General features: G+C 32.5%; 12 protein-coding genes. 11 read left to right on the forward strand and 1 reads right to left on the reverse strand.

Annotated features, from left to right (window positions below; all coding sequences use genetic code 11):
* Positions 1-89 precede the first annotated feature (89 nt).
* The 5 genes from BLV64_RS14140 (at position 90) to BLV64_RS14160 (ending at position 5,128) form a co-directional block, all read left to right on the forward strand.
* Entirely contained in the window at positions 90-1,661 is a 1,572-nt protein-coding gene (locus tag BLV64_RS14140) for an IS1182 family transposase (protein WP_245705875.1), read from the forward strand.
* 73 nt (positions 1,662-1,734) lie between these two features.
* Positions 1,735-2,502, forward strand: a complete 768-nt coding sequence (locus tag BLV64_RS14145; RefSeq protein WP_092136691.1) for an abortive infection family protein — start codon at positions 1,735-1,737, stop codon at positions 2,500-2,502.
* A 188-nt stretch (positions 2,503-2,690) separates the two neighbouring features.
* Positions 2,691-3,026: a hypothetical protein gene (locus BLV64_RS14150; RefSeq protein WP_092136693.1), complete on the forward strand. Its 336-nt coding sequence runs from the start codon at positions 2,691-2,693 to the stop codon at positions 3,024-3,026.
* Between the two features lie 6 nt (positions 3,027-3,032).
* A complete protein-coding gene (locus BLV64_RS14155) occupies positions 3,033-4,409 on the forward strand; it encodes a WG repeat-containing protein (RefSeq protein WP_143034182.1) in 1,377 nt (458 codons plus the stop codon).
* A gap of 161 nt (positions 4,410-4,570) precedes the next feature.
* On the forward strand, positions 4,571-5,128 hold the full coding sequence (locus BLV64_RS14160) for a hypothetical protein (RefSeq protein WP_092136697.1): 558 nt from the start codon (positions 4,571-4,573) through the stop codon (positions 5,126-5,128).
* A gap of 49 nt (positions 5,129-5,177) precedes the next feature.
* Here the strand turns inward: BLV64_RS14160 and BLV64_RS14165 are convergent, their stop codons facing one another.
* Positions 5,178-6,149, reverse strand: coding sequence for an IS110 family RNA-guided transposase (locus BLV64_RS14165; protein ID WP_092136699.1), 972 nt, complete (start codon positions 6,147-6,149; stop codon positions 5,178-5,180).
* 470 nt (positions 6,150-6,619) lie between these two features.
* On the opposite strand from BLV64_RS14165, the gene BLV64_RS14170 reads away from it, so the two are divergent.
* The 6 genes from BLV64_RS14170 to BLV64_RS14195 form a co-directional block, all read left to right on the forward strand.
* The gene (locus BLV64_RS14170) at positions 6,620-6,853 is read left to right on the forward strand and encodes a hypothetical protein (RefSeq protein ID WP_092136701.1); all 234 of its coding nucleotides are present in this window, start codon (positions 6,620-6,622) and stop codon (positions 6,851-6,853) included.
* On the forward strand, positions 6,822-7,139 hold the full coding sequence (locus BLV64_RS14175; protein ID WP_245705924.1) for a type II toxin-antitoxin system RelE/ParE family toxin: 318 nt from the start codon (positions 6,822-6,824) through the stop codon (positions 7,137-7,139). Before BLV64_RS14170 ends, BLV64_RS14175 begins: the two co-directional genes overlap by 32 nt.
* 635 nt (positions 7,140-7,774) lie before the next feature.
* Entirely contained in the window at positions 7,775-8,929 is a 1,155-nt protein-coding gene (locus tag BLV64_RS14180; RefSeq protein WP_092136705.1) for a DUF3800 domain-containing protein, read from the forward strand.
* Between the two features lie 621 nt (positions 8,930-9,550).
* Positions 9,551-10,330, forward strand: a complete 780-nt coding sequence (locus tag BLV64_RS14185) for a hypothetical protein (RefSeq protein WP_092136707.1) — start codon at positions 9,551-9,553, stop codon at positions 10,328-10,330.
* 1,173 nt (positions 10,331-11,503) lie between these two features.
* Positions 11,504-12,019, forward strand: a complete 516-nt coding sequence (locus BLV64_RS14190) for a helix-turn-helix domain-containing protein (protein ID WP_092136709.1) — start codon at positions 11,504-11,506, stop codon at positions 12,017-12,019.
* 2 nt (positions 12,020-12,021) lie between these two features.
* Positions 12,022-12,541: IS3 family transposase (locus tag BLV64_RS14195; RefSeq protein WP_245705925.1), on the forward strand; the 520-nt coding region annotated here is incomplete at its 3' end.

A 12,541-nucleotide genomic window follows, 5' to 3' on the forward strand; every position in this document is an offset into this window, starting at 1 on the left:
ACCGTCAGACTGTCTCAAAACTTAATAAGTTTGTTGAAAACTCATTGCACTCTCTTTAGATGCTGCCTTGGTTATTTGTATCTTAAGGTATGGAATATCAACAAGGAGAAAACCGTCAACAACTCGCTTTATATGCTAGCTGTTTGGACGACATGGTCCCGCAAGACAACTCGGTACGCTTTATCGATCAGTTTGTAGAAAGCATCGACCTACAGGAGATGGGGTTTGAGCCTTTACCCTCTCAAGGAAGACCACCGTATAACCCTGCAGATTTATTGAAATTGTATATCTATGGCTATATGAACCGTATGCGTTCCTCTAGACAATTAGAAAAAGAATGTCATCGTAATTTAGAAGTAATTTGGCTTTTGAAAAATTTAAAACCAGATCACAATACCATTGCGAGATTTAGAAAAGAAAACCCTAAGGCCATCAAACGTGTTTTTCGTTACAGCGTTGAGATTGCCAAAAACTTTAACCTTATTGGAGGATTGTTAATTGCTGGAGATTCTACAAAACTTCGGGCACAAAACAGCAAGAAAAACAATTACAACAAAAAGAAAATTGAACGGCATCTGGCCTATATCGAGGATAAACTCAAAGAACACAGCCTCGCATTAGAACAAGCAGACGGAGATAAGGCAGAAGCGCTCAGCACAGAGATAGCCAAGCATAAAAAACACCACAAGAAATACACCCGTATCAAACAGGAGCTCCAGGCGGACAAAACTTCGGAAAATCCGCAATTATCCACATCAGATCCTGATAGTAGACACCAAATTGTACGGGGAATGATCACTGAGGTTTGCTACACACTTCAAACTACTGTGGATGATCAAAACAAAATACTTATCGATTACAAACTAACCAATCAAAACGATAAGAAAGCCATGGGCATGATGTTGCGCCGGGCCAAATCCATTTTACGAACCAACAAGTTTACCGCCCTTTACGACAAAGGCTATCATACCGGAAGCGAGTTTTGTACGGCCCATCAGCTAGACATTAAAACGCTTGTGGCCATACCCGCCATTGGGCGTGCTAGCCAGGCACCGCATCCGAAGTACAATGCCGAGAATTTTATATACAATCAAAAAACCGATACCTACACCTGCCCCGAAGGACATAAACTAACCAGTAACCAAAGCCACTATAAAACAAGAAACTACACTTTTAAACAGTACAAAACCAAGGCGTGCAAAGGTTGTTCAGTTCGCAGTTTATGCACCAAGGCAAAAAACGGAAAAATTGTTCAACGCAGTGAGTACGCCCCATATATAGAAGCTAATGCCCATCGAGTGACCCAGAACAAACAACGCTATAAACAACGTCAGGCGCTGGTCGAACACCCTTACGGCACCTTAAAACGCCAGTGGGGCTTTGATTACATAATTACCAAAAGAAAGATAGCCGTGGCTTCGGCAGATGCCGGCTTGATGACCCTTGCCTACAACCTTAAACGACTCTTTAATCTCGGTGTAAAGTTCGATATAACGGCCGTTTGCGCTGCGCTCAATTCGTTTTTAGGGGTTATATTGCTTGCTATAACCCAATTATCCACTCAGGAAGCTTTAAAAATCGCATTCCCGAGAAATTTTATAAAATTCATGAAATACGGAAATCTTAACCCTGCAACTGAATTTAAAAGAAAATTAGTGTAGTTTTGAGACAGACTGCCGTTACCTGCAAGCTGGAAAAATCGCTAATAATTGAATATTTAAAGATTATAAATTAATGAACGAATTAATTTCACCAAAATATCAAATGAAACTTGTAAAATCAGTTCACGATGCTATTTGGGAAGAATATAAATCATACAAGGAAGTTAGTTTATACATTGAAAAATGGTACGAAGGAGACCAATGGAATAATAATTGGGAAAACTTCCACATATTCCAAAAGGAAAACGGAGAAATTGATTTATTACGGACTTTACACTCAATGGCAGGAAGTGATTTATTAAAAGTAGCTATCGATATGGGAGTTGATACTCCAGATTTTATTCCTTCGATTCCAACATTCAAAAATGAATTAAAATCTACATTTAAAACCGCTTATGACACATTTTCAAAGGCTTTCAAGCAAATCGAAACTGACCCAAGTCTTGCTATCGGCTTGGCAAGCTCAGCATTGGAAAGTATAATAAAGGAAATATTAAAAGACGAGCGAATTAACAGTAAAGTAAAAGGAACTGAAACTCTTTATAAACTAACTACAATAATTTTAAAAGAATTTAATATTGTGGATAGCAATCACCCTGTTGAAATAAAAACTATTGGGAGTTCACTCTTAGCAATATGTCAATCAATCGAAAAATTGAGAAGTGAAAAAACTGATTTTCACGGAAAAACTTCAGAGGATTATTTGATAAACGATACTGTTTTTACCTATTTTGTGGTTAATTCAGTTACAACCGTTGGACTTTTTTTAAATTCATATTTTAAAACTAAATTCCCAAAACCAATAAAAATTGCTGAAGAACACGATGATTTACCTTTTTAATATAAACAGAAAGAAAAGCCTGCAGGTAACAATGTGTATAAGCAATGGCTTGTCCTCGCCTACTTGGAAAATCCTGCGGATTTTCCAATGGCAATTACCTGTTTGCAATTGTCCGTGACGAACCACGCCACTGCTCATACACGAAACGTTGTAACACATTTGACCAAACCGACACGCTAACAGAATAATTGAAAACAGAAAAATCCATATTCGAAAAAATAATAACTGGAATTGCAATTCTTTTGAGCGGATTCTATTCGTTTTTTGGACTCGCTGAATTTTATAAAATTGGAATTAAAAAAGAAACCGAATTTTATCCTTTTGGCGGAGAAGGACCTGTTCCTTATTATTACAGTACGGCTGAACTTTACTCGTACGTGAATTTGACTTACGGAATAGCTTTCGGAATTTTACTCGGGATTGGATTTTGGAGTTTGAGAAAAAATAAAATAAGCGGATTTATAATTTTTGAGCTGACTATTTTACTGATTATGTTGCATATTTATCACGGTTGGGCTGAATAAAAAAACGTGTTACAACAACGTATAAAAATAATTGCTATTTTGTGCTTAAATAAAGGTAGTTGCGTATTTGCTACATCTGAATTTCCTTCGGAAATTCCTCGCACGCAAACACGCAACTATTCTTATACAAAACCGTTAGCTACAATGTCTAAATCGAGAATAAATTTAAGTTTTTTACTATTGTTGACAATTAGTTTTTGGCAACAAACATTGTATGCTCAAGAATTAACACCTTTCGAAAAAAATCAATTTTGGGGATATAAAAATAGTATTGGAGAAATTAAAATAAAACCTCAATATCAATATGCTAGAAAGTTCTCGGAAGATTATGCAGTTATTGCCCAAAATGATAGTTTAGGAGCGATTGACAAAGAAAACAATCTAATTATTCCAGCAAAGTATGGTTATCTAAAATACGTTGGTAACGATAAATTTATTTTTGGATATAGGTCTAAATATTATGGAGAATATAATCTCGGAATAATATCATCGGATAATGAAATCATAGTTCACCCCAAATATCATCGCATTAATTTTAAAAATAAAAAGTTCTATTTTACTAAACAAATTGCTAAAGTTATTGGACAAAGTTTAGGTTCAGACACTCGTGAGATTTTATATAAATATGGGATATCGGACAGTTTAGGCAACTTCATTTTAGAACCAAAATATTCCAACATAGACTTTTTGTCAAATGGATTTATCAAAGTACAATTGGATTTCAATGGAGATTATGCTCTTTTTGACAATAATTTCAAACCACTTACTGAATATAAATATATGGTAATCGGAGAGTTTTTCGATGGTTTATCAAAAGTAAGAGAAGGAGATTATTTCGGGTACATAAATATTAAGGGAGAGGAAATTATTAAATGTCAGTACGATTTGAATTATGTATTTATAGATAGTTTGGCAATTGCCCGAAAAAATGGAAAAGCTGGAATAATAAATACTAAAAATGAAACTATTCTAGACTTTAAATATCAGAGTTTAGGAGTTCCTTTTAAGGAACAAGTAGTTGCTTCAGACAGTTTAAAGTGGGGAATTGTAAATTTTAAGGGAGAAACTTTACTTAAATTTGAATATGACAATAAATTAAGTGAATTTAAAGGGTTAACTGCATTGCAGAAAAATAATGAATGGCAAATTTGGGATTACAGGAAAAAAAAGCTCTTGACCGAAAAGTACGATGAAATTAAATTAATAGAAGGTGATGAAAGTAAAGTACTCGGATTTGGAAAAATTAAACAAAAAAAATATTCTCAATCAATAGCATATGCAAGGATTGGAATGAAATGGGGAATTGTAAATTATAACGGAGAATTATTAATTCCAATAGAATACGAATTGAATGATTTGTACGAGAAATTAAAAACACTGTAGCTAACAACGTATAAAATTAATTGCTAGTTCTCGCCTACTTACGAAAGTCCTCGCGGACTTTCTATCTGTGATTTATTTGCTAACTTAGTGCTTAAAACACGCAACTAATCTTATACAAAACCGTTACCCAACATTTGAAAAAAACCTTACGAAGAAAAAAAATGAAAAAAAGCCTATTAATTTTAGTTTTTGGACTATTAACAACTGTAAATTACGCTCAAGAGAATAACGAAATTGAAACAGAAAAAGTTTGGCGTGTGAATTTTTTGAATCCAGCAATTGAATTAGAAATTCCGACTGGACAATACTCGACATTTTCTTCAGCACTCGGAATAGGTTATGGAGGAGGATATCCTGACTTGACTTTTGGTGGAAGTGGATTTATTTATATCATTAGTCCATTTCTTGATTTGCAACAAAAATGGTTTTATAACCTAAATAAAAGAGACGGAAAAAACCGAAATACAGAAAATAATTCTGGCAATTTTGTGTCTTTTAGGTTAATAACTCGTGGAAATTCAATAGCTGAAAATGTAAATCGGACTTCTGACTTTGATTTCGCATTTGGACCAACTTGGGGAATACAAAGAAAATATGGAAAGAATTTTCATTTACTTTTTGACGTCGGACCACAATATTACATTGACACAAATGGAAATGGGAATATTTGGCCAATAATGCTACAACTGAATTTAGGATTTGACCTAAAGAAACGGTGAAAAAACGTTGGGTAACAAAGTACTGTGGTAAAAAACAAGTAAAAATCCATTAATTTTTAACTAAAGTACTTCTATAAGAATCATCATATATTAATCCAGATTTAGCTATTGCAAAAGCTTGTTTTAGTAGCTTATTACAGACTGCAATTAATGCTAATTTTTTACTCTTTCCCTTGGCAACAATTCGTTCGTAAATTTCTCTGCAAGCCTTATTGTATTTACAAGCATTAAAACTACACATAAATAATAAATTACGCAGTTTTTGATTTCCCATTTTGCTGATTTTACTTCGGCCGCTCACACTGCTTCCACTCTTCCTAATTATTGGAGTTAGACCCGCATAACTACACAACTCACTGCCGCTTGTAAAACGCTCAAAACCATCTGTGAGAACCACTAACATTAATGATGTTTTATTTCCTATACCTGGAATACTTTTTAAACGCGTTAAAACGTCTTGGTGCACTTCTTTAACTAAAACTATTAGTTTATCCTCCAAGGTTTTCATTTCTTTTTGCACTTGTTTTAAACTACGTTTTAAAGAGCTTACAACAGTTTTACTTGGGTTGCCTAAAACAGCTTCGCCATGTAATTTATTTTTAAGCATAGTGCTCTGTTTTGTATATACTGAAAGGAGTCTAGTCATTTGCAGACATTCTGTTTGATGCTTCGAGTTCCCTTTCCATAGTTTTAATTCGACTTGTTTAGCATACTCACAAATAAGCTTAGAATCACTTTTATCAGTCTTATTCTTTGTTAATTTCATCTGTATAAAACGTTTTACAGACAAGGGGTTTTCGACAGACACTTTTATACCTGATTCCAGTAAAAAATACGCTAACTGGTAATGATAATAACCGGTTGCTTCCATCACACAATGACTATCAACTCCCAAGAGTTTTAAAAACTTTTTAAACCCAGCAGGATTGTTTTTAAGCTGATAATAATTACCTGAAGAATCCGTAACATCGAATACCAAATGACTAATGTCAATTCCAAAATATTTAATATCTTTATTCATAAGAAAATGTTTTTTGAAAGGACGACTACGCGAGTTTCAACGACTTGAAATCGAGGTCTAAAAGCCTCATAGAACTGTACGAAATCTGTGTAGAAAAAGAGAGGGGGTTTTCAATGTTGACGAGATCAAAGTCTCTGCGTATATATTAACCTTATTCCTCTCTTTTGTTCCTTCTTATTTATATGTCTTAATTTAGTGTTTTTATTAAAATGCTAACTTAAGACGTATATAGCTCATAGCTGGTCAGTTGATTAATTGGAAGTTCTGGCATATTTGCGAAGTCCGCCAAATTTTTTAATTTGGCTTATTGAAAAGAAAAGGTAATAAGAAAAATAAAAAATTCGGCTCGTGCTTAACCGAATAGTTATTGCTAATTTGCACGCTACGAGCCATATACAAAACCGTTGTGCAACAGTAAAAAGCATCACGTAAAAATTGAAATTCATTAATAAATTTGTAACTTTGATTCTATGGATATAAATCTTCAAAATAAGAAAATTGAATTAATTCAGTGGCTTTCCACTTTGGATGACAAGTCTTTGATTGATAAATTGATGAAGTTAAGAAAAAAAGAAAAAACCGATTGGTGGAATAATATTTCGACTGATGAACAAAGATCTATAGAAAAAGGAATACAAGATGCCGATAATGGTAAACTGACTTCTCACTCAAATGTCAAAAAGATATATGAAGAGTGGTTATAAAATCCTGTGGACTGACCACGCAATTTCTGAGTTAAAAGAGACTATTGAATATTTAGAAAATAATTGGACTGAAAAAGAATTAAGAAAATTCTCTGCAAAACTTGACCACACGATTGAGTTGATTTCTAAAACACCAGAAATCTTCCCTGACTCTTATGAAAAAAAAGGAATCCGAAAAGCAGTTGTGGAAAAACATAACAATTTGTACTATCGAATAATTGAAAATTCTATTGAAATAATTTCACTATTTTCAAATCGAAAAAATCCTGACAATAAAAAAATATAATACCGTTGCACAACACCGTGTATAATTAATTGCTTTTTTTTAGCTTACTTACGAACATTCCTGCGGAATGTTCTATCTGTGATTTATTTGCTAACTTACTCGCTCAACCACGCAACTAACTATACACAAAACCGTTAGCTTTAATGCTGGAGCAAGTTTGCGCAAATGAAAAAAGCCTGGTTTGATTATCGAATTTTTTTTGAATTTTAAGCTAGTAAAAACCGAAAAACTAAGCTGCCGATTTTTGAAAAACACGCTAAACTCCTACCCTACCTTAACTTAAATTTCGTCTGATCTTTTAGCTTGTTTGCGGAATCGAAACTGAATTGAAAACTCGGAATTATACTCAATCGGAGTTTAGCCTGTTACGGAATTGCTCACGCGACATCTGAATTAAAAATATTGCGGAATTTGAGCAAGTTTGCGGAATAAAAACGCGATCGAGGAAAGAGTTATCTGAACGACATATTAAGCAGACAAAAAGCACTAAAAGCTAACACCGTGTAAAAAACACTGCTTATTTTAGTTCTATCGTTTGGTCGTTGCTCTTTTGCTAGCTTCTGATTTTCCTGCGGAAAATCCTCGCATACAAAATCGCAACGTTCCTTACACAAAACCGTTGGCATTAATATCGAATGAAGAACAAAGCATACATATATTTTGATGAATTTGGAAATGCGTTTTTGGATACCGAATCTAAATTAGGCACACCTTCTCATTTTATATATACAGCAGTAGTTATTGATGAAAAAGACATTGAGAAAGCAAAAGATTTAAGACAAAGCATTTCTAATCAATTTAGACAAGGTTCACCTATAAAGTCAAGTAAACTAAATATAGAAAAGCGACTTAAAATAATATCTGAATTTAAAAAAATAGATTTTGGAGTTTTTAGCTTGGTAATTGACAAAAGAAAAATCGACAATAAAAACTTAGAAGACAAAACTGTTTTTTATAAATTTTTTCAAAGAATATTTTTAACTCAATTTGTAGAAAGATATGAGAGTTTTGAAATCTATTTTGACAAAATTGGAGAAGAAAAATTCAGAGAAAGTTTAAGGAATTATATTGGCAAACGTGTTTTCCAGCCAACGCTTTTTCAACCTGATAGAGTTTACAAAATTGCGGATGATAAATACGAAGAGCCTCTAATACAAATGGCTGATTTTTTTTCAGGTTGTGTTGGAAAAATATATTGTTCAAGTCACAAAGACAAAAACGCGAATGAAATATTCAATGAAATAAATGACAGATTATTTGTTGATTTTTACCCATATGAAACATCAAATTATTTAGGAAAATATAACAAAGACATTGACATATCTGATAAAAATGTTGGGAAATTATGTGTTAAAATAGTATTAGATTACTTGCAAAGTGATAAAGCAACTATAGAAGAGACGGAATTACTAAAACACTTACTTTTAATTTACAAAACTGACCCATATCGCCTTTCTGAATCTTATGAATTAGTCAATGTTTTAACAAGAGTTAATAAGAAGTCATCTATAGAAAATCTTCGTGAATTAATTTCAAGTTTGAGATATAAAGGAATTATAATTGTAAGCATAGAAGGAAAATATGGTTACAAAATCCCAAATAAGAAAAATGACTTGATTGGTTTTTATAATAGGTATTTAAAAAGTATAATCCCAATGTTAACAAAAATGAGTATTGCAAATAACCAAATTAGAAAAGAATATTTCGATATTGATATTTTTAAAGAAAATGAAAATTTAGATTTAATTCAGAAATTTATAAACATAATGGAATTTTCTAAAATTGAATAAAAATACTAATGCCAACACCGTATAAAAATAATTGCGGCTTAGTGCTAAAACAAAGGTCGTTGCGTGTTTGTAACGTCTGATTTTCCTTCGGAAAATCCTCGCATACAAACCCGCAACTATTCTTATACATAAACGTTGCAAGTAATAGCGGAACTCACTCAGACGCCAGGAATTCAGAATTGAAAAACGACCGATTTTTACAAACTTTACGTTGAATTTCCTATCCAAAATCTGAATTAAGTTTGTTGCGGAATTGCCACGCAAACGGAATTTATAAACCATTGCGGAAAACCTAACAGAACGCGGTAATTTACTCTTGCGGAATTGCGCAAGTTTGCGGAATGGAAAGTCTCAACGGAATAAATCAAGCGGAATTTTTACTGGTTTGTTTCCCGGTTTTATTTTGAGTTTTAAGTTAGTTGAAAAGAAAAAACTACTACTTGCAACACCGTGTAAAAAACATTGCTTATTTTAGTTCAATCGTTTGGTCGTTGCTCTTTTGCTAGCTTCTGATTTTCCTGCGGAAAATCCTCGCATACAAAACCGCAACGTTCCTTACACAAAAACGTTAGCCATAATATCAACGGAACGATATTTGATACAAGTTAGAAAACTAACATTATGAAAAAAATCATTCTTCTTCTACTCTTGACTTTTGGAATTAACATAGCTTTTGCGGAATGTGCAATGAGCGGAATGACGTTCTATCCTGAAAAAAAGGAAATTAGTCTAAATTCAATGTTCATTATTCAAGGCTATTCTTTTAGCCAAAAAACAATCAACAGTTTTAAAGAAAGAACAATCTATCTCGAAAGTGAAAACGGAGAATTGATTAAATTAAATCTTCAAGAAATTTTAAAAGGGCAAATGAGTTTAACTCAAGCAATTTTTAAACCTTCAAAAGAGTTAGAACCTAATACTACTTACTTTCTAAAATACTCTGACCAAACCGAAAATGAAGGGAGAGAAATGATGCAGTATAATAGAGAGAAAAAAGAAAGAGAAAAAGTGTATTGGAAAACAACAGTTAAAAAATCAATTGAGAATCTGAATTCTAATCTTACCCTTGAATTTGAAAAAACGGATGTTATACATTATGGCTGTGGTCCAGAAGCAAATGCAATTTTTAATATAAAAAATAAATCGGAATCTGAAATTTGGTACAAGACCGAAGTTGTTGACTTGAGTACAAATAAAACTAATGTCTTCTATATCAAAGAATGGAATGGTAAACTTAATGTTGGACACGGAATGTGTGCTGGAGCATTTACTTATAATAACAAAGGCAAATATAAAGTTAGGTTTACACCAATGAATACTGACGGAAAATCAATAAATACAACTGATTGGGCAACTTTTGAAAGTCCGTTTATGAACGACAAAAGTCCATTCGGAAATTAAAATACTATGGCTAACAACGTATAAAATTAATTGCTAGTGCAAGCCTACTTACGAAAATCCTCGCGGTTTTTCTATTCAGTTTGTATTTGCTAAATTCATTGCTAAACCACGCAACTAATCTTATACAAAACAGTTAGGTTTCATTTTAAAAGAGGTTCATTCCTGCCAAAGTTTAGTGTAAAAAACATAAGTATTTTAATAAAAAAAAGACAAAAAGTATGCAAATTTATTACTCAAAACTGAGTTAATATTTTTGCGGGTAAAATAAAAAATGAATTTATTACTCAAACGAAAATTTAGCAAGTTTGAGCATAAAAATAAATTTATCACTCAAACGCAGAAATTAGCAAGTTTGCGGTTTTAAAAACAGAAACGGAATAAGCAACGGGTCGCAAATCAAGTAACTTTTTACTAAAAGTAAGAGTCAGTCTAAACAAAATTATTAGTGAGAAAAATAAAAAACGAAAACCTAACACCATATAAAAATAATTGCGGTTTAGTGCTTAATCAAAGATCGTTGCGTGTTTGTAATGTCTGAATTTCCTTCGGAAATTCCTCGCATACAAACCCGCAACTATTCTTATACATAAACGTTCTACGCAATTTGACCAAATCAACGAAAATTGTGCTTAAATTCAAGTTTTTTGATTTTTAAGAAAGAAAAAATGAAACGAATTTGAAATTGAAACTGAAAAAAAACGGCGGAATTAATTACTCTTGCGGAATTGCAAAACGTGCGGAAAAAAGTGGAATTTAGGATTCGCCCAAAACCTGTTATTTGCATCAAAAATTTAGCTAACCGAAAAGTTTCGGCTGAATAGCAGAATCGCTAAACGTAACGGCTGAACTGTATGAAAAAAGGATTTTCCCAGGTTTCGTCTTTAACGAGAAAAACCAAGAAAACCCAAAGTTTGAGCTGAATAACAAAACGGTAAAACGTGCGGAAAAACATTGCGGAATGAAATCCGAAATTTTTTTGAGATTTTAAGAAAAAAAAGAAGAAATAGAATTTTAAAAACACAGCGGAATTTGACTCGTGCGAATAAACACAAACGGAATAAAAACTGCGTAGAACAACGTGTATAATTAATGGCTGGTCCTCGCCTACTTACGAAAATCCTCGCGGATTTTGAACTGCCCCCAAAAAGTTAGACACTATTTGAGGGTATTTTTATGGAAAGAAAAGTCAAGTACAATTACGATTTTAAACTTCGCTGTGTAAATGAAGTTTTGAAAAAACACAAAACAGTAGATGCTGTTTCTAAACTAAATGGTTGTCATCATACAACACTCCATGATTGGATTCGTTTTTATGAAAAATATGGCAAAAAAGGCTTATTGCCTAGAAAAAACAAAGTCTATAGCTTACCATTCAAACTTAAAGTTATAGAAGCCATTGACAAAGATTTGTTATCTTTCAGTCAAGCTTGTTTAATGTTTAATATTTCTACTAAATCTGTAGTTATGAATTGGCATCGTAATTACAAAAAAGATGGTATTAGGGGGTTAAACCATAAAACAAGAGGTAAACCTAAATCTATGCAATTTAAGAGAGCAAAAAAGAAGTCTAACAAACTCTTAACTCGAGAAGAGGAACTTTTATTAGAAAATGAATCTTTAAGAGCAGAACTGGACTTGCTAAAAAAGTTACAGGCCTTAATTCAACAAGAGCAAAACGAAAAGCAGTAGCCATAACAGAATTAAGGCATAAGTACGATTTAGAAACATTACTAAATCATACCAATATGGCAAGAAGTAGTTATTACTATCATCACAAAAAAAATCTTTTAGGAGATAAATACAATGAGATAAAACAATTAATTAGCCAAATATACCATTATCATAAAGGACGGTTTGGATATCGAAGAATCACTTTAGAGATAAACAAAAGAGGCATTATAGTTAATCATAAAACAGTATTAAAATTAATGCGTCAATTGGGTTTAAAAAGCTTAATTAGAGTTAAAAGGTATCAATCTTATAAAGGAGAAGTAGGTGAAACAGCTCCCAATATATTACAGCGTAATTTCAAAACTAAAATACCAAATAATAAATGGGCTACCGATATAACCGAATTTAAAGTCTCTGGAAACAAATTATATTTATCACCAATAATTGATTTATTTAACGGAGAAATAATAAGTTATGAGTTATCTGAAAAACCAAATTTTAAACAAGTGGTTACGATGCTTAAAAAGTCTTTTAAAAAGA

The sequence above is a fragment of the Bizionia paragorgiae genome (genome assembly GCF_900107625.1).
GTDB classification, from domain to species: Bacteria; Bacteroidota; Bacteroidia; order Flavobacteriales; family Flavobacteriaceae; genus Bizionia; species Bizionia paragorgiae.

Excerpts from the sequence above, each read along its gene's own strand:
- BLV64_RS14140 (WP_245705875.1), top strand. The coding sequence starts at position 90 with ATGGAATATCAACAAGGAGAAAACCGTCAACAACTCGCTTTATATGCT.
- BLV64_RS14145 (WP_092136691.1), top strand. The coding sequence starts at position 1,735 with ATGAACGAATTAATTTCACCAAAATATCAAATGAAACTTGTAAAATCA.
- BLV64_RS14160 (WP_092136697.1), top strand. The coding sequence starts at position 4,571 with ATGAAAAAAAGCCTATTAATTTTAGTTTTTGGACTATTAACAACTGTA.
- BLV64_RS14165 (WP_092136699.1), bottom strand. The coding sequence starts at position 6,149 with ATGAATAAAGATATTAAATATTTTGGAATTGACATTAGTCATTTGGTA.
- BLV64_RS14170 (WP_092136701.1), top strand. The coding sequence starts at position 6,620 with ATGGATATAAATCTTCAAAATAAGAAAATTGAATTAATTCAGTGGCTT.
- BLV64_RS14175 (WP_245705924.1), top strand. The coding sequence starts at position 6,822 with ATGTCAAAAAGATATATGAAGAGTGGTTATAAAATCCTGTGGACTGAC.
- BLV64_RS14180 (WP_092136705.1), top strand. The coding sequence starts at position 7,775 with ATGAAGAACAAAGCATACATATATTTTGATGAATTTGGAAATGCGTTT.
- BLV64_RS14185 (WP_092136707.1), top strand. The coding sequence starts at position 9,551 with ATGAAAAAAATCATTCTTCTTCTACTCTTGACTTTTGGAATTAACATA.
- BLV64_RS14190 (WP_092136709.1), top strand. The coding sequence starts at position 11,504 with ATGGAAAGAAAAGTCAAGTACAATTACGATTTTAAACTTCGCTGTGTA.